Genomic DNA, 22,873 nt, shown 5'->3' with positions numbered 1-22,873 from the left:
CTGAAGCCGATAGTTAACAACCAGGGGTATCTCCATGTCAACGCCAAATTATTTAATTCAGCCCTTTACCTATCCATATTTTGAGCAGAAGCATTATCCACCTGCTGCTTCTGTAGCAAGCACCTCTGTCTTTTTGATAGGGTTGGCAGCAGCCTATGCCTTCATTCCTGCTTCTGCGACTCCTTCTGCAATGGCGAGAACAGTTGCCATTATAGTGGCGATCGCTCTAGGGATTAGTGTCTTTCTGGATAGCAAGAAAGGATTACAAAATCTTTTTCGAACCGATTTACTATGTCTGGTTGGATTATATTTTTTAACTCTAGTCGAATTTTTATTTCCTCAAGAGGAATTTGACAGACTCCTGACCGTTGAGCAAACTAATCAAGCCATTAGCATTGTCTTGATAGGGATGGCCTGTCTAGCGATCGGTCGTCATCTCGTGAGCCAAAAGGCTGCGCGATCGAGCCAACTCAACTTTGGAGATATTTCAAACCAGCTCTTATTTAATATAGTCATTGTGGCCGCATTTCTAGGATTTCTAGACATGCTGCTCTCAGTCAATTTTGATATTTTTAGAATGATCGATGCCATGTTAGCTCCCAGATTTGCCCAACCCTGGGGACGTGGCAGATTGGGGGGATGGCGCACATTTCTTTCTGAACTAAACTTACTACTTTACGTCATTCCAGCGTTAGCAGGAGTTGTCTGGAACCGTCGCCGGTCTTTCCCATCGTTTCAACTCGGCATTATCCTCCTCCTTTTTTTGTTTGTCCTCTTTCAAGGATTTGCCGGTGGAACTAGAAATGTCTTTATTGCCTATTTATCTATTTTCGTCGCCAGCTACCTTGTCACACTGCCAACTCATAATTTCAGAAACACGGTTATTCCAATTCTTGCAGCGGGATTTATTACAGTATTCGCCTCCTACCACATGCTTGAATTTAGAACGATAGGGTTAAGAAACTACCTTGAAAATCAAGTTTATGCCAGTGATACCGTTAGAGATACACTATCCGTTGACTACAACTTGTGGTCAATTGGTTTAATCGCAAATGCCTTACCCAGAAAGCATGACTTTCTAGGCCTTGAAGTGATTTATTGGGCATTAATCAGGCCAATTCCCAGAGTCCTTTTTCCAGATAAGCCAGAGGGTTTAAGTGTCAGTATCGAAGAGATTGTAGACGCTGAAGGGTGGACCGTATCCTCCACCTATTTAGGAGAAGCTTACATGGCTGGGGGAATGGTTGGAGTTATTGCCATCTCTCTATTTTTTGGAGCACTGGCGGCCTGGTGGAACCGCATGGCACTGCAACGAAAATCTGCTTACGCCATGATGACCTACTCTCTGGGTTTTGCTGCTGCGGGGATCACAATGCGGAGCTTGTTTTGGTTGACCACGATGATCTTGCCGATTGTTGCACTGCTGCTGCTGAAGAAGTTGAAGCTTGTCCGGTTGAAGAGAGTGAATTCTATCCGCTAATTTTTCTAATCTCATGAAGGTTCTGCACGTAATTCCGTCCATTAGTCCGGTGATGGGAGGGCCTCCCCAGGTGGCTCTCAATCTGGTGAAGGCATTGAGGGAGTGTGGCATTGAGGCTGAAATTGTCACCACCAATCACAATGGTTCTGAGCCAATGGATGTTCCTTTAGATCAGCGGGTTGACTACCTATTTGATGCGGATCGAAATGCGTTTGTGCCAGTCTGGTTTCTTCCTTTCAAACCTCCAGCTTTGAAGGAGTTTATTTTCTCGCCTGCAATCACCCGGTGGCTATGGCAGCATGTTCAGGACTATGACGTGTTAGACAATCACTATTTGTTTTCCTATGCGCCTACCTGTGCTGCTGCGATCGCCCGCTTCAAAGGTATTCCCTACACCATTCGTACGATGGGGCAACTGGCTCCCTGGGCACTGTCTCAAAGTCGCTTCAAAAAACAAATCTACACTACGTTAATTGAACGCCATAATCTGAATCACGCCGCTGCCATTCACTGTACAACGGTTGCCGAAGCCGAAGATGTCCGTAATTTTGGCGTTCAAACACCCACCATTACGCTGCCTCTCGGGGTCAATCCATCCCCAATTCTGACTGAGCCTCAGGCCCAGTTGCGCAAACAATACAACATTCCAGCGGAGATTCCAATCGTTCTCTTTCTGTCACGGCTTCACTACAAAAAGCGTCCCGATCTCCTCTTGCAATCCCTCGGTCAGCTCCACGCACAGGGGCAACGGTTTCATCTGATCTTGGCCGGATCGGGAGAACCCGATTACCTGACGGAGTTGAAAGATCTGACGGCATCGTTAGATATCGCTTCCTATGTGACGTTTCCGGGTTTGGTTACGGGGCAGGCAAAGGATGTACTGCTGCAAGGATCGGATCTATTTGTTCTGCCTTCCTATTCTGAAAACTTTGGTATTGCTGTGGCAGAGGCGCTGGTTGCAGGTTTACCCGTGGTGATTACGCCAGGAATTCAGATTGCCTCGGAGATTAGGGCCGCCAAGGCTGGGCTGGTGGTGGAGGGGGAGGTTGATTTATTGGCCGGAGCGATCGCCCAACTCCTGACTTCTTCAAATCTGCGTCGAGAGCTGGGTGACAACGGCAGGCGACTGGCAAAGGAGCGTTACTCGTGGAGGGCGATCGCCCAGAATCTGATTCCAGTCTATTCAACCATTGCAGCCCAGAAAATTCTATTGCATGATGTCAATTTTGATTGTCCTGTATAGCAAGGGCCAGGAGCCAGGAGTCAGCAGTCAGGAGCCGAGAGTGGGAAATGGGAAGTAGGGAACGGGGAAGTGGCAACTCAAAACACAAAACTTAGAGCTCTACGCGGGTGCATTAGGACATTGGAATTAGAAAGGAGTGGGGGCAAAGCCCCCAGCCGGGGGTTCCACCCCTGCACCCCGTCCTAACCACAATGACTACCGCTATATAGCAGTCCTAAATCAGTCGTGAGATTGAGAAGCTTTGTGAGAAAGGATTCCGCAGGAATCCTTTCTCTCAATTCAAATAGGATCGCTATATTGCCTACATCTTGTGCCGAGTTGCAATACACATCAGCAGTAGTGCCGATTCCTTTGCGTCGGGATTGACTCCGGATAGGCGCTGGGCTAACCGTATCTTCCAACTTGCCCGACCAGGGTTTCCCCGCAAAACCTCTGAGCCAGCAATGTTATGAGGATAAAGGTTGACCGTAAAGCCAAGCGGTTCCAAAACTTGTTGAAAAAGTTCAACGGATACTCCATCCCCAATCCGGTGGTGAGCTTCGGTTGCCAAGCTGAGACGTTGTTCCCTGGCGGTTGCATGTCCTCCCCGCCGCATCAATCGGTAAATGGGTAGTCGTGCGTTCCAGATGAACCTGGCAATGAAATTGTTGTTCCAGGCTGTACATTGGGGGTCGTGATCGGTAACCAAAACTCCACCTGGGCGTACCAGACGAGCCGCTTCCGCTAACACTTTTGCCATGTCGTCACAGTGATGTAACGAGGCATTGAGCATTACAATATCTGCAAAACCTGAGACAAAGGGAAGCTGTTGAGCATCTGCTAGCACTGGAACATACCCAATCTGTTGAGCCACTTTCAAGGCTCCAAGAGCGACATCGACGCCAATGAGTAATTGAGGTACGCCGCAATGCGGATGTAGCGCTGCATAGAGGTTTCCAGGGCCGCAGCCAATATCTACAACAATTTTGCCTTGCCAGTTTCCAATCGCTGCTCGCCAGCGGTCTACAAAAATATCATCCCGATGACAGGCTTTAAGATAACCCCTCGTCCAATCGGGGTGGCTAAAGTATTCGCTATTTGCCTGAATGGCGGCAGTCAGTTTGGGTATTTTGAAAATTGGAATGTCTCCATCCCAATGGCTAAGACTATTGTCCGGTTCCGAAAGAAACTGAGGAAGGGTAACGGATAACTGTTCCAACATCAAACTCCACCTTGTGAGACTGAATCACTGCACACAGGGAATGAACTAATCACGTATAGAAAAACACCATATGTTGCAGCTTAGTTGCGCAAATGGTAGAGAGTGCCCCTGAGGAAGTAAACCAGCAATCACAATAATTTTTCTACATCGAGAACACATTACCGTGTCCTAACAGGGTATTGCTGGAATCTTAGTCCGATTGTTTTTTTGGCTTATCCTAGGATTCTTCTTCAAACAACCTCCAAACTTCATCTGTATATCCCCATGAATTTGTAACAGAAGTGGATAGGTGGAGGGGTAGATGGGTGTGATAGCTCCTGAATCTGCATTCTGGCACTAAAGGTTAACATCCGGATTCTTCATAATCTCTCTGAAAGTATTTGAAGGGGCTTCTACAAGTTGGTAATCTGAATTCTCTAAGTTCAATGGTTGTCACCCGTGGTGAATCTGAATAAATCGCGGCGGGAGTTTGCAGATCAAATTTGTTCGCGTCTCGCTACCTGTCAGGACGATTTACAGAGGGCGTTTCAACTGGGCGATCGCATTCCCAGTGGTTACGTCGATAATCTGTTGCCTGAAACCGATGCCGAGGAAATTTATGCTGCGTTCCCAGAGCCATCGGAGATGCTGCTGCTTAAAGATCTGCGCGAATATAAGTATGTTGGGATGCAGATGAATCGTTATCATCCAATCCTGGAAGAAATCATCTATGCATTCCAGGACCCTAGAGTCGTTCAACTTATTTCTAAAATTACGGGGATTCAAAACCTGCTACCTGATGAATACCTCTATGCCGGGGGAGTCAGTTTGATGCACAAGGGTTGCTACCTGAATCCTCATTTGGATAACTCCCACGATAAGGATCGTCAGAATTATCGAGTCATGAATTTGCTGTACTACGTTACTCCAGGATGGAAAGAGGAGTATGGCGGCAACCTGGAACTTTGGGATCGGGGAGTCAGACAACCCTGTCGCGTGATCCATAGCAAATTCAACCGACTGGTCTTAATGGTCACCCATCGAACGTCCTGGCATTCGGTGAGTAAGGTTGTACACGATGGGCGGAGATGTTGCGTGTCCAACTACTATTTCTCTCCTCAACCATTAGAGGCAACGAACTATTTTCACATCACCTCTTTCCGCGGGCGCCCTGAACAGCCGTTGAGAGATATTGCCCTACAAGGAGATATTGTGCTTCGAAGTGGAATCCGCAAGATTTTTAAGCATGGAATTCGTAAGCCTCATTTTTACCGAAAGGAAGACAGGCATTAAGGGAGTAGGGATATGCAGCTTGATGAATATACTCTGGGTGACTACACTCCTGGGGCTCCCCTCTGGAAGCAGCTTGCCTGGTATTATCTGGGCGACCCGCTCGTCCGCAGTCGTTGGTTGCCGTTTTCTGCTCTGAAAGTTTGGACTCTTCGTATCTTTGGAGCACAGATTGGTCGGGGAGTACGCATTAAGCCAGGTGTGCAGGTGAAGTTTCCCTGGCGACTAATGGTGGGTGACTATGTTTGGATTGGAGAGAATGCCTGGTTAGATAATGTGGCCCCTATTAAGGTGGAAAGTCATGTTTGCATTTCCCAAGGGGTTTATCTCTGTACAGGTAACCACGACTGGCGGCATCCTGACTTTAAACTGGTGCCAGCCTCAATCTATGTTGAGCAGGGAAGCTGGCTTGCTGCAAATGCGGTGGTGGGGCCTGGGGTCATAGTGGGGAAAGGTGCTGTTTTGTGCCTGGGCAGTGTCACGGGGCGATCGCTACGCCCTATGACAATTTATGCCGGGAATCCGGCCCAGCCCATTAAAGAACGGACTCTGGTCACACGTAAGCAATCCCTCGCTGAAGAGGGGGTAACACTTTCAAGCAATAGCGGTGAGGAATAGAAGCAAGATCGATCTAAGTAGGTAGTCATAATTAATTTGTAAAGGGGGTGTGGGGACTGCGCCCCCACACCCCCTTCAAGCCAATGTCCTGAGTAAACTGACGACAGCTATAAAAGTATGGTTGAAGAATAAGATAGATAGGCGGTTACGCCCTGTTCAGGGTATCTTTTGATGCTGACCTTTCTGATCTTCTTCACGCTCTGTACAAAATTCAGTTCCTGTAATTACGCTAACTTCACCGAAGTTTCATCAATTAAAAACCGGTATTAACCTGGGATGAATTTCAAACCTGCCCTGCAAGTCTCCTCCGGATGTTGACGGATCTGCCCGTAAAGCTGTGAAGAAATATCCCAGCAAAGGTTCAAGGAGTTTGCAATGGTGAAGAAATCCGCACCAAAAACGCTGGATTTAACTAAATCAGGGTCTTCACCGACAAACTGTCAATCAATACAGTCGCCGCCGGAGAGATTTTTCCGGCTCTCTATCTTCACACAGTTTTACCCACCTGACTTTGCTGCGACCGGGCAACTAATTGAAGAACTGGCCAATCACCTGAAACATCAGGGTATGCAGGTGAAAGTCTTTACTGGACAACCAGGATATGCTTTTAGCAAAGCATCTGCCCCGGTAAGAGAAGAGTCTGGGTTACTGTGCGTTCGGCGATCGCGCACCGCGAAGCTTTTTCCTAACCGAATCCGGGGAAAAGCCATTAACGGCCTCATGTTTGCGCTTCGCTCTGCCTTACATCTGCTAAAGCCAATCCGACGTGGGGATGTCTTACTGTTGACAACGGCACCCCCTTTCCTGCCCATTTTGGGCTACCTTACACACCTGCTATTTGGTGTTCCCTATATCTGTCTCCTTTATGACCTTTACCCCGACGTTGCTGTTGGGCTAGGAGTCATTCCAAATAGCCATTGGACCGTTAAAGCCTGGGATTTCATCAATCGTTGTACTTGGAGAAGGGCAGATGGCATTATCGTTCTCAGTTCCTCAATGAGAGAACGAATTGTTGCCAAATGTCCAGAAGTGGCTGACAAGATATCGGTCATTCACAGTTGGGCAAATCCAAACTGGATCGTACCAATGCCTAAAGAGCGCAACTGGTTTGCCCACAAGCACCAGTTAACTGAAAAGTTTACAGTGCTTTACTCCGGCAATATGGGACGCTGTCATGACATTGACACCATTCTGGATGCGGCTGTTGAGTTGCGAAATGAACCAATTCAATTTGTCTTTATTGGGAATGGAGCAAAACGCCAATTGTGCATCAATAAAGTCAACCGACTGGGTTTGCGCAACTGTCTGTTTTTGCCCTATCAGGACAAAGCCGATCTCCCGTATTCACTCACAGCTTGCGATCTCTCTTTAGTCAGCATCAGCCCTGGTATGGAAGGACTGGTTGCTCCCAGCAAGTTTTATTCAGCGCTTGCAGCGGGACGACCGATCGCCGCCATTTGTGAACGCCATTCTTACTTGCGCCCGTTGATCAATGACGCGCGATGTGGAGCTCCGTTTGATAACGGAGACGGGCAAGGTCTGGCGGAATTCATCCGTCGCCTAGCTGCGGACCAGTATCTGACTGAACGATTAGGCAATGCAGGACGCCGTTATCTGGAATCCCACTTCACCCCTGAGGTGATTTCCAGACAATACTCTGTGGTTCTACGCCGGGCAGTCATGAAGCGAGAGGCTGTTTCAATCGCACCGCAGCCGTCCATCAACGGCCCCCTCTCCTAAAGCTTTTGGAACGTGAATCAGCAAATCCTCGTCAAAATGGGCAGATAACAACTGCCCATCTTTTTTTGTTGGGTAGTGGTCTGTCAAGACTTATAGCTCTACGCGGGTGCATTAGGACATTGGAATTAGAAGAGGGAGTGGGGGCAAAGCCCCCAGCCAGGGGTGGAACCCCTGCACCCCGTCCTAACCATAATGACTACCGCTATATTTTGTGAGTTTTCAACTCACAAAATAACCACTCTTACTCACTAACAACTTAAATCCCGCCTACCCCTGCTGATTGTCCTGATGGAATGTTGAGATCCGCGTATCAGTAAACAACCCTTTTAGTGGATTAGGTTGCTGGCTCGGTTCCTAAACACTTATTCAGCCTCGTTTGTTTTGGCAAAGGTTTAACTGGTTTTTGACTCATGTCGTCTACTACTTCCCGTCTTTCTGTTGTTGCGCTCAGCACACTGGCTGCTCTGGTTGCTCAGGAGCTAGCTCGTACAGCAAATGTTGCTCCCAGTACGGTCGGTTCAGTTTCTGAAGCTGAAGACCAGAAGGGGGTGCAACCAATCGCAAACCCAAAACTGACTCAACCCGTTGCCCAGCCAGAAACCCTACCAGCTAAGCCCTTAACTAGTAAGGGGCAACCTGTGAAGGCTCAGAAGGGGAAATTGGCTAAGTCGCAAGCCACCGCTGGAACTTCTAAGGCGTTGAGCCGCTCTGCTGAACCAACTCCCGTTTTAGCGACGAATGAACCTCTGCCCGTTCCATTACCGGCACCCAGGATTCATCAACCGCTGCGATCGGTAAATGTGGACAGTTTACCCATTGATGCGTTTGTGTCAGCTACCCTGAGGCAATCTGCGAGCAAAGTTGCCAGTACGGCTACAGCCCAAATTCGTTCAGTCAAGGCGAATAAATCTAAGGCTGTAAAGTCAGAGGTGAAGAAGCCATTGCCTCAGGGGGCGATCGCAACCGGCCAACCACAAGAGCAGCAGTCAACTCAAGCGGCCAAAGCGGCGACCCTACCGGATATTCAAAACCATCCATCCCAGAAGGCAATTGAGGGGTTGATGCAGCGGGGTGTCATCCACGGATCCCAGAATGGAACCTTTCGACCAGATGACCCGGTATCCGATATTGAATTCAAAATTATGCTGCGCAACGCCTTTAAGCGCAGCCCAGAAAGTGTAGCAGGCATCAGGCGTCCCAGCGATGTGGTCACACGGGCGGATGCAGCAGAGTTTGTTTATGCTCAGTTGCAGCGGGCAGATGTGATTGCAAAGGCGAAAGAATTGCCCGCCCAACCTGCCATCAATGCCTCGGCAATTTCAACGCCCGAAACCGTGGCAATGGAGAAGGGGGCTTCCCCATCTGCACCAGCGGCTCAACTGGCAAGTACACCCACTTCAACCCACCTGCCCGATCGCCCAACCGCCCAGCCTGTTGGTTTACCAGCTCAGGCATTACCCGGCCAGACGCCATTAAAGCAAGCCAGCGCGATGCCGCCCAGGGGGATGCCTGCCACATCGCTGACTCCAACCCAGGAGGATTACACCCTGGGACCGGGCGATCGCATCAAGGTTGAGATTTTTGGGGTTCCAGAATACAGCCGCGATTATCAAGTATCGGTTAATGGCAACCTGAAACTATACCTGGTTGGTGATTTGCGGGTACAGGGACTGACCTTAACCCAGGTTGAAAAAGCGATCGCAGCTCGCTATGCCCGCTTGCTCCAGCGCATCAAAGTAGATGTCACGTTGACGGCCCCACGCCCAATGAATGTGGCGATCGCGGGAGAAATCAGTAAACCTGGTTCCTATACCGTTGCCAGTGGCGAGGGGGCAAAATTTCCCACAGTAACACGACTGATTCAGCAGGCAGGGGGGATTACTCAGTCAGCCAATCCCAACGTGGTTTACGTTCGCCGTCCGCAGGCCAATGGCACAGACCAACTCATCACAGTTGACCTGTGGGATTTATTCAAAACGGGTAACATTCGGCAAGACTTGACCCTGCGGGATGGAGATATGGTGTTTATTCCGGCTGCTGACCAAATTAACCCAGCAGATGGAGCGCAATTAGCCGCCGCTAACTTTGCTGCTAGCGCCAGCCAACCCCTGAATATTGCGATCGTCGGTGAGGTTGCTCGTCCCGGACCTTATGTCCTATCCAGGGGCCGCAGCGGCGGTGGTGCAGGCGGTTCCAGTGATGGTAGCGGTGGGGCTACGGGCAGCAGTGGTGGTCTGGTAACGGTCACTCAGGCCATTCAGCAGGCCGGGGGGATTACAGCCCTCGCCGATCTGCGCAATGTTCAGGTGAAGCGCACGACTCGCTCAACCGAACCCCAGGTAATTACACTCAATCTGTGGGACATGCTGAAAACTGGCGATCTGAGCCAGGATCTGGTGTTGCAACAGGGCGACACGATTACGATTCCAACGGCAACGGCCATCAATCCAGCAGAGGCAAACCAGTTAGGGACCGCCAGCTTTGCGCCCGATGTAATTCGGGTAAATGTGGTAGGGGAAGTTGTCAGCCCTGGTTCAGTTCAGGTACCACCCAATACCACGCTTAATCAAGCGATCCTGGCCGCCGGAGGGTTTAACAACAAACGCGCCTATAAGAAAACGGTCGAGTTGATCCGGCTGAATCCAAACGGCACGGCAACTCGCGTTTCGGTGCCAGTCGATTTGTCGCGTGGTATTGATGAGAAAAACAACCCGATTCTGCGCAACAACGACATTATCATTGTCAATCGCTCCGGACTGGCTCGCTTTACCGACACCCTGGATACCATTCTGGGTCCTGTCAATCGGCTTTTACCATTCTTCCTTCTGGGGCTATAACGATGGATACTCAGCCTAACCTTCCTTTTCAGTCCTTGTCCGGAAGCGGAATGTCCGGACCAGGAAGTTTTTCCCAGTTTGACACAGGGCAAGAGGAAGAAGGATTTAATCTAGAAAGTTTGATGGGCACGGTTCGCCGCCGCTTGTTGCTAGCAGCAGGAGTGGCGATCGTGGTAACTGGGTTCCTGTGGTATCGGGCGTTGACTCAGGTACCGAGTTTCCAGAGTGGGTTTCGTCTACTGGTAGAACCCGTTACAGCTGATAACAGTCTGGAAAACCTGACTGACACCAACCCTGCTAAGCGATCAACCCTGGACTACCCCACTCAAATTGAAGTGTTGCGCAGTCCGGAGTTGATGCAACCCATCATTAAACAGATTCAAACTCAGTACCCCAACTTCAGCTATGGCGAACTTATCGGCAAACTGACCATTTCTCAGCCAAAGGGAACCAAAATCCTGGAGATACGCTACACCGACTCCGACCCCCAGAAAGTGAAGTATGTTCTGGATGAAGTGGCTGAAGGGTATTTAAGGTACAGCCAGGTAGAGCGACAGACCAACCTGCGGCAGGGGATTCAGTTTGTAGATAAGCAAATTGCGAAGGTGAAGCAGCGGGTGAATAATCTGCAATTGCAGTTGCAAACCTTTCGTCAGCGCAATAACTTCCTCGACCCGGATTCCCAATCTCAGCGAGTATCCAGTCAAATTACCACCCTCGAACAGCAGCAGGTGGAAGTACAAAGGCAAATTGCTGAAACTCGCGCTGTTTATGACGGGTTGACGGTAGAGCCGGGAGCTGTCACTGCCTTAGCTGCCTCCAGTACCTATCAGGGGCTTTTGGGTCAGATTCGGGAACTCGATGGCAAGATTGCGATCGAGTCTGCTCGATTCAAAGATGGAAACCTGGCATTGCAACTACTTGAAGATCAGAAGCAGAAGCTGATTCCGCTCCTGCGTCAGGAGGCCCGCCGGGTTTTGGGAAATCGCCTGGCTGAGGTAGAAAATCAACTCCAGCTTTTGGAAGTAAAGCAACAGGCGATCGCCGATGCTGAGCGATACTGGAGCCAGCAATTCAAACGCTTACCCGTTACCTCCCGGCAATACACTGACCTGCAACGGGACCTCCAGGTTGCTACTGAGAGTTTGACCCGCTTCCTGGCAACGCGTGAAAACCTTCAGGTTCAGTCAGCCCAGCAGGAAGTACCCTGGCAACTCATCGCGGCTCCTTCCATCCCTGGAGTTCCCCTAACTTCAACCGGTCGAGACTTGCTGATTGGCGCCCTGGCAGGGTTAGCACTCGGACTGGGCTCTGCCCTGCTGGCTGAAAAACTGGATAAAACCTTCCACTCCACACAGGAATTAAAGAAACGGCTCAAACTCCCCATCCTGGCGATTATTCCATTTTACGAAGCGGTGCAGCCAGAACCCAAAGCACCTTCCAAGATCAAGCATTTGTTCCAACCTTCCAGACTAAAAGGTCTGGTGCGAGGTCGCCGCAAAAGCCCGACTTCCCGCACCACGTCAGTTTTCCTGGAAGCATTTCGTTCGCTTCATGCCAACATTCGCTTGCTGCGAGCAGATCCACCCGTCAGTACCCTTGTCATCAGCTCTGCCTTGCCGGGAGATGGTAAATCAACGGTGTCGATTAACCTGGCTCAAGCTGCTGCATCTATGGGGCAACGGGTTCTGCTGGTGGATGCTGATATGCGCAAACCGCGGATCAGCGATCGCCTAGGGCTACCCAACACGCGCGGTTTGAGAGATTTAATTGAAACCAAAGCTCGCCCAAACCAGGTCATTCAGCAGTTCCGGCGATCAGAATCGGAAGACCTATCCGATAATCCTCAAATCCTGCCTTTTGGCGCAGACAATCTCTTTGTTCTTACATCGGGAGAAATCTCTCAAGACCCGGCTAAGCTACTATCTACTCAGCGGATGCAAGACCTGATGGAGCACTTCCAAACCCTATTTGACCTGGTCATTTACGACGCTCCTCCCGTTCTCAACCTGGCAGATAGCTGTTTGTTGGGTGCCCATACTGATGGAATTGTGCTGGTAGCAGGCTTAGGCAAAACTGACAGCGACGCGTTGATGCAGGCCATTGAAACCCTGCGACTGTCCCGTATCCCTGTTCTGGGACTGGTAGCTAACAACTTGAGTGGCGTCACCTCGGCGGCTGTTAAGCATTACTACTATCAGACGTAAGAGCATTGCTGAAAAGCAGTATGAATCGGAAACGAAGTTTTGAGCATACAGCACCTATTTCATACCCAAATTCAGCAACGCCGACGTAGGAGTTGTTATAGCGATCGCCACCAGGCTGAGGACGGGGTGCAGGGGTGGAACCCCTGGCTGGGGGCTTGCCCCCCCCTTAAAACCAATGTTCTGAGCAACCTGGGGACAGCGATAGTCGTTGGTTGTTAGAGAGGGGTAAGGAGTTTTGAGTTTTGATAAAGGCGATGGGAGTGGATCGGTGGATGAGTGGGAAGGTGATGGAGTGATAGGGTAATGGAGTGATAGGGTGATGTTTCTTTACTCCATTACTCTTCCACTCCATCACTCCGTATGCCCAAGTCTCTACCCCGGTTGCCGAATCTTCAGCCTCTAGTTCTCAACAAAGGATCCCTTCTACCGCTGGGAATTGCCTGTGGTAGCGGGATTTTGATGGCACTGGCGGCAGCTCCGCTGAATGCTTTTCCACTGGCATGGATCGCCCTCGCACCCTTATGGGTACTGGTGTTTGGCGATCGCCACCCCTCCCTTCCCTCACCATCCAATCCCTATCTCCTTGCCCTCATCTGGGGCATTGGCTACCACGGTCTGGCTCTTTCCTGGATTACCGGGCTCCATCCCCTCACCTGGTTGGGGATGTCGTGGCTGGCAAGCGTGGCCGTTGCTCTATTCTGCTGGGCATTCATTACCCTCTGGGGAGCCATGCTGGTCGTAATCTGGGTGTGGCTGGTGAGAAAGCTGGCGGGAGCGAGCAGAAGACAAACAAGTAAAGACCGGCAAGAAGGAAATTCAAAACTCAAAACTCATCCATCCCTCCACCCCATCCCCCCTCCACCCACCTACCCTTCTGCACCATTCCCCCCGTATGCTTTCATTCTCATCACCACTGCCCTCTGGTGCAGCCTGGAGTGGGTTTGGAGCCTGGGTTCCCTTTACTGGACATCGCTTTCCTTCACGCAAAGTCCAGGAAATCTGGCAATCCTGCATCTGGGGCAGCTTTCGGGACCTTCGATGGTGACCGCGGCGATCGTTGCGGTGAACGGGTTAATTGCTGAAGCCTGGATTCTCCATCAGTACTCACCCCCCACCTCCTACCCCCCACCTCCCCCTCCCTCCACTCTCCTCCTCTCTTCCCTTACCCTCCTTCTCACCCTCCATCTGATTGGCTATGCACTCTACAGCCAACCGCTTAACCCCTCCAGTGAAACGGCACTCAAGGTTGGCATTGTTCAGGGCAACGTGCCGACCCGTATTAAGCTTTCGGCAGAAGGGGTGCGCCGTGCTGTCAAGGGCTATGTCAGTGGATACGAGCTGTTGGCCAGGCAAGGAGTGGAGGCGGTGCTTACCCCTGAAGGTGCATTACCTGTTTTATGGGATGAGAACTACAAACAGCAAAATCTCTTTTATCAGGCCGTTAAGAGTCAGGGAGTCGTTGCCTGGTTGGGCACGTTTGTAGCTCAACACGGCAGAATTACTCAGAGTTTGATAACTCTGACGGGACAGGGCGAAACCTTCAGCCGCTACAACAAGATTAAACTGGTTCCATTGGGGGAATATGTTCCATTTCGGGAGGTCCTGGGGGGGCTGATCAACCGGCTTTCCCCAGTTGAGGCGGACATGCTAGCGGGAACAGGGGCGCAACGGTTTGATACTCCCTTTGGGCGAGCGATCGCCAGCATTTGCTATGAGTCTGCTTTTCCAGAACTCTTTCGGGCACAGGCGGCGGATGGTGGGCAATTTATTCTCACCGCTTCGAACCTGGACCCTTATAGTGAGGTACTGATGGCACAGCACCAGGCTCAGGATCTGATGCGGGCGATCGAAATGGACCGTTGGGTTGTTCGAGCGACCAACACTGGCTACTCTGGTATCATCGATCCCCACGGCAGAATTCTCTGGCGTTCCCAGCCAAAAGCGTATGAAACCCATGCTGAAACCATTTACCGTCGTCAGCGTCAAACCTTCTATGTTCAATGGGGAGACTGGTTGACGCCGCTGCTCGTTGGACTGGCAGCCATTGCATGGTTTTTTTTCCCAGAAGTAGAAACGCAGCTGAACCAGTAGGATAGGATGAGTTATTAAGTTCAGTAATTCCCTGTGTAGAGAATGGTTCCGGTAACGCCTATGGTTAGAACAATTCCTGTCAATTTCCACACAATGTCTGCTTCTCCGACTGTAGCACCAGAAAAGTCTAGCCAGGTTACTACGCAACGCTACCCAAATTACAAAGTCATTGTTCTTAATGATGACTTTAATACATTCGAACACGTCGCCAAATGCCTGGTGACTTACATTCCAGGAATGACTCCAGACAGAGCCTGGCAGTTAACAAACCAGGTCCATTTTGAAGGGCAGGCGGTTGTCTGGGTTGGTCCTCTGGAACAGGCAGAACTTTATCACATGCAACTTGGGATGGAAGGTTTGACCATGGCTCCCCTAGAAGCGGCATGATTTTTGCCTTTCCTTCACTCTGCCTGTCGAATTGAAACCCGATGCAACGGCAAACTCAGAACACAGGCAAACGTGAGAAGGTAGGACAGTACCCCCGTTAACTTAATGCCCGTTAACAATGCTTCCCACTCTGGTAAAATCACCTTCTGCAAACCCACTGCCACACAGTGCACCGCCCAGTAAGCAAAACTCATCATTAAAAGGGCGCGGTCAATGCCTTCCGCTTCAGTGGCGCCAGGCTGTTTATCCGTCAGCAGCAGAAGTAGACCGGCGATCGCTGCGAAAAAGGAAAGAATTAAAAGAGCGCTGCACCAGGAGATATGCGACATAGTTTATTCCAGAGTCTGATAAAGTAAACATCCTTCGAATTGAAAAATCAGTCTAAAGGATGAGGTGTTCTGGAATACAGAAATCCTTACAAACAGCAATACAATAAGGGCTCATCTTAAAAAAACTCAAAACAGTGGTTCTTTCCTCCGTTCTCTCGTTCTCATCATTCAGCCCTTTTCAGTACCACCAAATATTGAAACTAACAGTTGAACTACTCTGTTCGAGCCTTTCCTTTGAGATATATAGCGGTAGTCATTATGGTTGGGATGGGGTGGAGGGGGTGGAACCCCCTGCCTAGGGGTGCAGCCCCCATTCCTTCTTCTTACAATTAATTGAGGCTTCTTACAATTAATTGAGGGAGCTACTTAACCATTGGGTTGGGGAGTGGGGAGTCGGAAGGAGCTAGAATGGTATCCATATTCTCACCGTGTTGTACTAGGGGCATAGTTATTTCTCCTAATGCGGGACAGTGTATCAATGGTGTAGAACTCCGTGAGAAATCGAAATCTTTGATAGGTGAAAATGCCCGATTCCCAATTCAACTAACCCCTTTCTTGAGAAGAATTCACTGGTTATGTCGCTGCATCCTCAACTACATCCACAATGCGGCTGCCCATGGTTTGCATGAAATCCGTGGACTGGGGGCCAAGCGAAAATTGCCCCATTTTGATGATCTGGTGTTTTTGGGGGCCTCTCTGTTTCGTTACCCACTAGAGGGTTATCGGGAAAAATGTATCACTAAAGCAGTTTTAGACATTCATTACGCCAGAAAGCCGATTGAATTAGAGATTCCAATCACCATTGCAGGCATGAGTTTTGGGTCGCTGTCAGCTAATGTTAAAGAAGCGCTGGGGCGTACAGCAACCGAGGTTGGCACCTCAACTACCACAGGCGATGGAGGCATGACGCCGAAAGAATGGCTATCTCCAAAACATTGGTCTATCAGTGTTTAGGATCCTTACAAATTTAAATTGCACTCCTAAAACTTAGAAAACCTTGTAGGCAGGCAACATGTTTTAGAAGTTACTCAAGTTATTTTTGTAAGGATCCTAATTCTTCTTCTACTTTACTCATCCCACCCAAATTTGACGCACAATCGCTACTTACTTCAAATCATGATTGAAGCGAATTAACAACCTTCTGATAAAAACTTTCCAGAGCGGTGACGCAAATTCTGTCATCGTACAATTTAGAGTGGCTATCGCCCATGCGCCGGATAAGGTCTGCTCTCCAGCCTGAATTTTGACCCAGACGGACAGCGGTTTCAATGTATTCCGTTTCAGTTTGGGCGATGGTTTCAGTGATGCCCAGCATTTTAAGAATGGCGTAGGAGTGGCGTCCACGCATGAATTCACCGGGGCAGGTAACGATTGGCAGGTTGCAGGCGATCGCTTCTAACGTAGTATGTCCCCCGGACCAACCAAAACTGTCGAGAAACACATCAGCTACCTGGTTCAGGTTCCAGTAATCGATCTGGTTGAGCGGGGGCAGCATGATGCAATGGCGATCGCTATCCAACCCAACCGCTGCGAAAGCTTGTCTCAAGCGCTGCTGGAACTGTTTAGCAATGGTGGCATTGGGGCGAGCAATAAAGACGAACTGGGCATTAGGAACCTGTTGGGCAATTGCAGCCAGCACCCTATCCTGCTGCGGCAGATACTTGCATAACAATTGACTGGTGAGGTAAACCACCGCCTCTTCATCCAGTTGAAAATCGGAGCGGGATTTCGTCGGTGGGGGAACTTCTGGTTTAGCGAAGGAAATCCCAATATTGGGCAGCCGAATCAGTTGTTCGGAGTAATGCTCCTGGGCATTTTCCGGTTCCATTAAGTCGCTGGAAAGGAAGTAATCAACTGTGGGCAGGCCGGAGGTGACCGGGTGAGCCCAACTGGTGCATTGTATCGGTGCCAACCGCAGAGCCGCTAGCTGGGTCATCAGTGGGTGCAGTCCCAGATCAAAAAACACGAGAATATCCAACTGATCTGCCAGAATTTGCTGACACAACGTTTCAAAATGAGTGGGAATTTGATGGAATACGTCGCTGTAATGCCGAAATTGATGATTTAGAGAATCAGTTTTATCGGCCAGGGAATAGCTATAAATCTCAAACCGTTCCTGGTTATGGTGCCGCAGCCAGCCAATCATTAGTTTGCCAACGGTGTGTTCCCACAGGCAGGCAGAGAGGTAGCCAACTCGGATTTTGGAGCGTGGGGTGTGGAGTCTGGAGTGTGGGGGCTTTGCCCATTCTGGATAGAGGGTTGCCATGATTTGATGGACGAATTGCCCATACTGCTTCTGTAGTTCAACATCATTGGCGTTTTGATAGGCGAGGAGGAAGTTGGTGTGTTGGGTAAGGGCGTTTTTCAGGGAGTCGAGGGAGTCAGAAGGGGAAGGGAGAGAACATTCTTGGATGAGGGTGGATAGTCCCTGGGTGAAGCGATCGCGGTAAAACTGGATTTCTTCAGAAGTCTGGTAAAGGAGGGGAAGCAGCAGGTGTTGTTGGAATCTGAAATAAACATGGTTGGGAAATGTTTGAGCCGCTTGAACTGCCTGGGCGATCGCGGCCTCTGTCTGATTGGTTTCCCGCAATGCTCGAATTAGTTGCTCGTGTAGATGGGGTGTGGCCGGGTAGTCAACTAGACCCTGCTGGCAAACTGCGATCACGGCTTCGTGTTGTTGCATTTGTTCATAGCAGTTAGCCAGCATAGTATAGCTATGCAAATCTGCCTTCTGTAGCTCTAGCAGTTTCTGATACTGGAGAGCGGCTTCGTGGTACCGTTTGCGTTCGTACAGGCGATCGCCCGCAAAGGTACAGGCTCTGGCTTCATCCTGAAGTAGTTCGCGAGCAAGCTCCAGACTGTGATGGGCACGATTTTCTGCTGGATTTAGCTGCAAGGCGGCTTCATAGGCGGCGATCGCCTCCTCAATCTTTTTCTGAACTAACAGGATGTCGCCCAAATTCAAATATACATCGAGGTTTTGAGGATCAATCGAAAGTGCCTTTTGATAAATCCGTTCAGCCTGCTGGGGGTCGCCGTGTTCTGCCACCAGATTACCCAGTTGGTTGTAAGCATCTATGGCACTGGCATCCAGGGCGATCGCGGTTTGATAAGCCTTTGCAGCTTCGGTAATCTTTCCTTCGGCTTGTAGTCGCTGAGCTTCCTGAAGAACTTCTAAATTCGATGGCAGCGGCGATTGAGCCAGAGGGGGAATATCATAAATTGCCTGCATCAACCGGATCTTGCGCTTTTGTACCAGGGTTGACCAGTCATAGTGATGGGTTATCTGGGTATCCCAACTCAACACCTGAAGCCCATTCCAGAAGCTGGGATGACCGTTTCCTGGAGTAGGCAAATCCAGTAGCAGATCGCACTGGGGATGGGTGGCAATGAAGTCCCAGTTGGCCTGTTGTACACCATCCCAGTTGCTGTCATCCACAATGATCAAAGCCCGGTCTGCCAGGAAAGGTCTGACCAGTAACAACCCCATCAGTTGGGAACGGTAGTCGTGGGCACCGTCATAGAGGTAAACGCCAATGCGATCGCAACTCTGCAACTCTCGTAAGTCCGCAAAAAACGCTTCAAAATCCTGGTTGCAGAAGAACACCTGCTCTTCCAGGTTAAAGTTTGCCAGGTTTTGCATCAGCTTTTCCTGGTTTTCACCCAGGGGGTCAAACTCTGAAAAGTTATCGACGGCGTAGGCCATGCAGTCGGGATGATTGAGCAATGCGCCGATCAGGGTCGCTCCTCGAAAACAGCCCACTTCGCAATACACCTCACCTGGCTCTAGGCAGGCAACAGCAAAGTTGAGCAGTTGGGTGACATTGGGGGTGGTCATGCCTTCCACCTGGCTCAACGCAGCCTGAAACTGCTCAGACTTAGGGGAAACCAATTCGCTGCCCCAATTGTGATAAAGGCTCGGAAGCTCTGTGATGAATCGTTTATAGTCCATTGGCTCTCACTTGGCTGATCTGCGCTAGTACAGCAAAACGAAAGTTTCGTTGGGGTGCAGGAAGGGAACCCCTGTATGGGGCCGGAGCCCCCAACCCCCATGTTGCAAAATTTAGTGTTTGCAACCCTAGTAGACCCCTACGTTATCGTTCCCTGCCAGGGAACGGGTTTGTCACAACTTCAATAAAACCAGGGGCATATAGTGATCCTTCTTGCAATTTGAACGGGGTAAAGGGGTTCCACCACTGCCTGGGGCGCAGCCCCCATTTCCCCTTGTTACAGTTGATTATGGCTATCTACTTATATCTGTTTATATGAGGATATGCTGACAAAAAGGTGGCACACACTAGTAATCAAGTAGCTAAAGACACAGAAAAAGATTCGTACGTACCATTGCAAAAGCTTGCAAGCAGTGTGGTGACAGGTTTTGAAGTGGCTCCTGCAATCCGAAACATTGAGGAGAATTACCATGGAACTCTTAAACCGCCATCAGGCAGATCGCGATCGCTGGCACCTTTACAAGAAATTAGAACTGATCCCGGATGCCGTCAATTACACTCATAGCAATGTTAGCAATGTCAGCTATTTGCCTGTTTTTAGCTGGTTCTGGCGCTGGATGCTTCAGTTACTGGTAGATGAGTTAGTGGATCAAGAACAGCAGGTTGAATATCTGGAACGATGTGGATTACTTGATATTTTTGGCAAGAGCGACAAATCTCCCTCTAGTTCGTTACAGCGTCTCTGGTTGCTAATGAAATGATCTTCAACACTATGCATCCAATACTATGCATCCAATCCGTTTAGTCTAGTAGTCCTCTGTGGCCGTAGACAGGCTAACCACTTTAACTATCAGCAAGGGGAATGGTTTATTCAGCGCAATCACCGCCTCTTGCTCTTCTAGCTCTGCCCACTGTCTTTAAAGGCAGTACAACGAAATCAGGTACTCTGACCATATCCCAAGATAGTAATTATCCTACATTCTTTCCCTAACCTCTGACTCCTAATTCTTACAACTACAACGCCACATACTGATTGAACAAACTGCGCTCTGACTGTTCAGCCGATATATCTCATTCTTGATTCCAATCTGGATGCTCTGGTGTTTCATCTTCAGATTGACTAATCAATGTCTTTGCCTATCGAATCCAGTTAATGACTCAATTGTGACTCATGTGAAGTACTCAATCTCATGAAACCTGATGCCGCTCTGGTGCATCTTCGCGCAAAGCTGTCGGATATCGCTGGAGTATCTCCGCTGAGAATAGGATTTCACAAATTGGCGATCGCAATTCTTGCAGCGATAATTCTGCTTGTTTCGCCAATGCCCATTTTTGCGGACATCCTCCGAACCACATCTGGGATATTTCATAGATATTCATAGATATTCAACTTTAAGCAGCCGCTGTACTTGCTTTGTAGGCTGCCCAGCCTCCATAGTGAGAAATATCGGGCCAGTTGTATTGTTCAACCAGCTCACGCGGGTAGAGGAATGCCGTCAACACTTCACCATCTTCCAGCACCACATCACCGGGATACATATTGGGTGGTTCATTCGCTACCAAATGATTAAACTCATCCAATATCAGTTCGTACACTTCTCCGGGAATTGAAACTCCGCCTTCGGCCACTTCGTAAATGGCTGGATGCCAACCATTGTGAGCCGCGTGGAGGCGATAGGTCGGACGAGTTTTTGCTTCCCTGATGAACTTTGCAGCTCCCAGATTACTGTGGTCAGGCTGCCCCCGGAGAGCAGAACCACAAATGAAAATACGCTTGGTTGCAGGTGCGGATTGGTCCATAGTATCTCCGATTGCAAATGGTGGTTTCATGATTTGAACGGAAAAGGGGTTAAAGATAACACCTAAAACCTTTCTCTAACCAGGGGTTGGGTGGACAAGCTGTAAGAATGGATACGGTTTTGTTTAAGTAACAATCTTTATCCTGAGCTTGGATACAAGCATTCTCTACATTAGACATTTTCATTAATAAACTGCTTAATCTAAGCATGGATAATAAAGCCATAAGAATTGATAGTTTTCTATTAAGAATTCTATTAAGAATTGATTTCTCTTATTATTTCCAACTAAGTCTATTAAAGTTATTATTTCCAACTAAGTCTATTAAAGAACGTCCAAATCACACAGGTAAAACGCCGAGTTAGAATGAGTAGTCGGCATTGCTGAAAAGCAGTATGAATCGAAGCGAAGTTTCGAGCATACAGCATCTATTTCATACCCAAATTCAGTAACGCCGTCCCCATACCCCCTTTAAAGCCAATGTCCTAAGCGACCTGGCGACAGCTACATAACCTTACGCATTCTGAGCAGGACAAGGGGGAGCTCCACATAACCTTTATAGCCCATTTCCAATCAGGATAAACGGTGCCCAGTAGTACGGATGGGTAAATTCACCAGGAGTTTTGAGCGGTGCCTTCCGATCAGAAGTGGAGGTAGCCACCACACCCAGCCCGCGTGAGCCTTCGGTAGATATCCCTCCCTGGAGGAGACTTAACTGTGCCTGTCGGAGGGCTTCTGTTTTTGTCATAGGGGTCTGTGACGTGCTGTGCGCCAGATTTTTATAAAACTGCTGCATCAAATAGCTGGTGCTGGCATCGTCAACCTTCCACAGTGAAGCAATCACAGCCTTTGCCTTATCCTGAACCAAATAGGAACTGATGCCTTGAATTTCCAGGCCGCTGGCTGCCAGTTCTCCCAGTGCGGTTTCGCAGGCAGACAAAATTACCAGATGAACGCCTCTCAAATCTTCTAAAAATTTGATTTGACTGATCGCGTAGCGTTCTCCTTTACCCTTTTTGCCGCTGCTGACTAGTAGAAATGAGTCATTGGGATTCGTCGAGTCAAACTCTCCGTGAGTAGCAATATGGACAATGTTGTGCCCCTTGAGGTTGGATTCTAGAGTTGATCGGGTAAATGCTTGATTCAGAAAGACCAGACCCGGATAAATTCCTTGGGGGCTGTGTTGATTGGGTTTCACAATGGCCTTGATTTCTGTTTCCACATAGGGCAGGGGAGAAAAGTTTTCAATGGCTTCCGAAATGCCCAGTCCTAAAACGTTGGGGTTGGGGGGCAGGCGATCGCTGACATCCGTTAACCCGGCATTTAACACATTGGAAACCGCATATTTCTGAATCAGGTACTGTTTACCATCAAATAGGGCTGCCAGGGGAATGTAGTTGATGGCGAGATCGGGGGCAATAACCAGATGCCGGACTTGATTGGCCTGCCACTGACCTTTCGTTTCAATCGGTCTAATCAAGCAGTCGTACAGTTCTTTACCCAGCTTCTGAACGGTTGAGGGATCTCCTGGCAATCGTAAGGCAACCCGGAATGCCGAGATCGTTTTGTTGAGCTGGGTTTCACCCATCAGGCAGGTAGCACTACTCAGAACTCCCCCAGCAGATGCCCACAGGAGATGAATGCGATCGCTCATCACCAGAGGATAGATCATCACAGTACCCGGTTGGGCATTCACAATTTTGCTGGCACTGGCAATAAAGTCC

At 49.4% G+C, this 22,873-nt stretch carries 17 protein-coding genes; 11 read left to right on the top strand and 6 right to left on the bottom strand.

Translation table 11 applies throughout. The features are described 5' to 3' along the window. The first annotated feature begins 34 nt into the window (after positions 1–34). A complete protein-coding gene (locus P4D80_RS12450) occupies positions 35–1,480 on the top strand; it encodes an oligosaccharide repeat unit polymerase (protein ID WP_421659454.1) in 1,446 nt (481 codons plus the stop codon). 13 nt (positions 1,481–1,493) lie between these two features. Further along, entirely contained in the window at positions 1,494–2,723 is a 1,230-nt protein-coding gene (locus P4D80_RS12445) for a glycosyltransferase (protein WP_421659453.1), read from the top strand. A gap of 301 nt (positions 2,724–3,024) precedes the next feature. On the opposite strand, the gene P4D80_RS12440 is transcribed toward P4D80_RS12445, so the two are convergent. Next, the gene (locus P4D80_RS12440) at positions 3,025–3,924 is read right to left on the bottom strand and encodes a class I SAM-dependent methyltransferase (RefSeq protein WP_421659452.1); all 900 of its coding nucleotides are present in this window, start codon (positions 3,922–3,924) and stop codon (positions 3,025–3,027) included. 438 nt (positions 3,925–4,362) lie between these two features. On the opposite strand from P4D80_RS12440, the gene P4D80_RS12435 reads away from it, so the two are divergent. The 7 genes from P4D80_RS12435 (at position 4,363) to clpS (ending at position 15,073) form a co-directional block, all read left to right on the top strand. Beyond that, a complete protein-coding gene (locus P4D80_RS12435) occupies positions 4,363–5,196 on the top strand; it encodes a 2OG-Fe(II) oxygenase (protein ID WP_421659451.1) in 834 nt (277 codons plus the stop codon). A 12-nt stretch (positions 5,197–5,208) separates the two neighbouring features. Continuing rightward, on the top strand, positions 5,209–5,811 hold the full coding sequence (locus P4D80_RS12430; protein WP_421659450.1) for a WcaF family extracellular polysaccharide biosynthesis acetyltransferase: 603 nt from the start codon (positions 5,209–5,211) through the stop codon (positions 5,809–5,811). A gap of 375 nt (positions 5,812–6,186) precedes the next feature. Continuing rightward, positions 6,187–7,551: a glycosyltransferase family 4 protein gene (locus tag P4D80_RS12425; protein WP_421659449.1), complete on the top strand. Its 1,365-nt coding sequence runs from the start codon at positions 6,187–6,189 to the stop codon at positions 7,549–7,551. 410 nt (positions 7,552–7,961) lie between these two features. Beyond that, entirely contained in the window at positions 7,962–10,388 is a 2,427-nt protein-coding gene (locus P4D80_RS12420; RefSeq protein WP_421659448.1) for an SLBB domain-containing protein, read from the top strand. A gap of 50 nt (positions 10,389–10,438) precedes the next feature. Continuing rightward, positions 10,439–12,595, top strand: coding sequence for a GumC family protein (locus P4D80_RS12415; protein WP_421659447.1), 2,157 nt, complete (start codon positions 10,439–10,441; stop codon positions 12,593–12,595). Between the two features lie 360 nt (positions 12,596–12,955). Beyond that, positions 12,956–14,686 carry an apolipoprotein N-acyltransferase gene (gene lnt, locus P4D80_RS12410; protein WP_421659446.1) on the top strand — a complete coding sequence of 577 codons (1,731 nt, stop codon included), beginning with the start codon at positions 12,956–12,958 and terminating at the stop codon, positions 14,684–14,686. A 60-nt stretch (positions 14,687–14,746) separates the two neighbouring features. Further along, positions 14,747–15,073 carry an ATP-dependent Clp protease adapter ClpS gene (clpS, locus tag P4D80_RS12405; RefSeq protein ID WP_421659445.1) on the top strand — a complete coding sequence of 109 codons (327 nt, stop codon included), beginning with the start codon at positions 14,747–14,749 and terminating at the stop codon, positions 15,071–15,073. A gap of 14 nt (positions 15,074–15,087) precedes the next feature. Here clpS and P4D80_RS12400 read toward each other — a convergent pair whose 3' ends face one another. Further along, positions 15,088–15,402, bottom strand: coding sequence for a hypothetical protein (locus P4D80_RS12400; protein WP_421659444.1), 315 nt, complete (start codon positions 15,400–15,402; stop codon positions 15,088–15,090). Positions 15,403–15,957: 555 nt separating this feature from the next. Between P4D80_RS12400 and P4D80_RS12395 the strand changes: the two genes are divergently transcribed. Beyond that, positions 15,958–16,356 (top strand): glutamate synthase-related protein, encoded by a 399-nt coding sequence (locus P4D80_RS12395; RefSeq protein WP_421659443.1) that lies wholly within the window; start codon positions 15,958–15,960, stop codon positions 16,354–16,356. A 160-nt stretch (positions 16,357–16,516) separates the two neighbouring features. Here the strand turns inward: P4D80_RS12395 and P4D80_RS12390 are convergent, their stop codons facing one another. Beyond that, the gene (locus P4D80_RS12390; RefSeq protein WP_421659442.1) at positions 16,517–19,354 is read right to left on the bottom strand and encodes a tetratricopeptide repeat protein; all 2,838 of its coding nucleotides are present in this window, start codon (positions 19,352–19,354) and stop codon (positions 16,517–16,519) included. A 468-nt stretch (positions 19,355–19,822) separates the two neighbouring features. Here P4D80_RS12390 and P4D80_RS12385 point away from each other — a divergent pair, with 468 nt between their 5' ends. Next, positions 19,823–20,113: a hypothetical protein gene (locus P4D80_RS12385; RefSeq protein ID WP_421659441.1), complete on the top strand. Its 291-nt coding sequence runs from the start codon at positions 19,823–19,825 to the stop codon at positions 20,111–20,113. 408 nt (positions 20,114–20,521) lie between these two features. Here the strand turns inward: P4D80_RS12385 and P4D80_RS12380 are convergent, their stop codons facing one another. The 3 genes from P4D80_RS12380 to P4D80_RS12370 all read right to left on the bottom strand — a co-directional run bounded on the left by P4D80_RS12380 (position 20,522) and on the right by P4D80_RS12370 (position 22,845). After that, positions 20,522–20,722 (bottom strand): transposase-like zinc-binding domain-containing protein, encoded by a 201-nt coding sequence (locus P4D80_RS12380; RefSeq protein WP_421659440.1) that lies wholly within the window; start codon positions 20,720–20,722, stop codon positions 20,522–20,524. Positions 20,723–20,744: 22 nt separating this feature from the next. Next, a complete protein-coding gene (locus P4D80_RS12375; protein WP_421659439.1) occupies positions 20,745–21,152 on the bottom strand; it encodes an allophanate hydrolase-related protein in 408 nt (135 codons plus the stop codon). A 553-nt stretch (positions 21,153–21,705) separates the two neighbouring features. Next, on the bottom strand, positions 21,706–22,845 hold the full coding sequence (locus tag P4D80_RS12370; RefSeq protein ID WP_421659438.1) for a CHAT domain-containing protein: 1,140 nt from the start codon (positions 22,843–22,845) through the stop codon (positions 21,706–21,708). Positions 22,846–22,873 lie beyond the last annotated feature (28 nt).

The organism is Leptothermofonsia sp. ETS-13, assembly GCF_049200465.1.
In the GTDB taxonomy this organism is placed as follows: Bacteria; Cyanobacteriota; Cyanobacteriia; order Leptolyngbyales; family Leptolyngbyaceae; genus Leptothermofonsia.
This window is presented reverse-complemented; position numbering and strand designations above follow the sequence as displayed.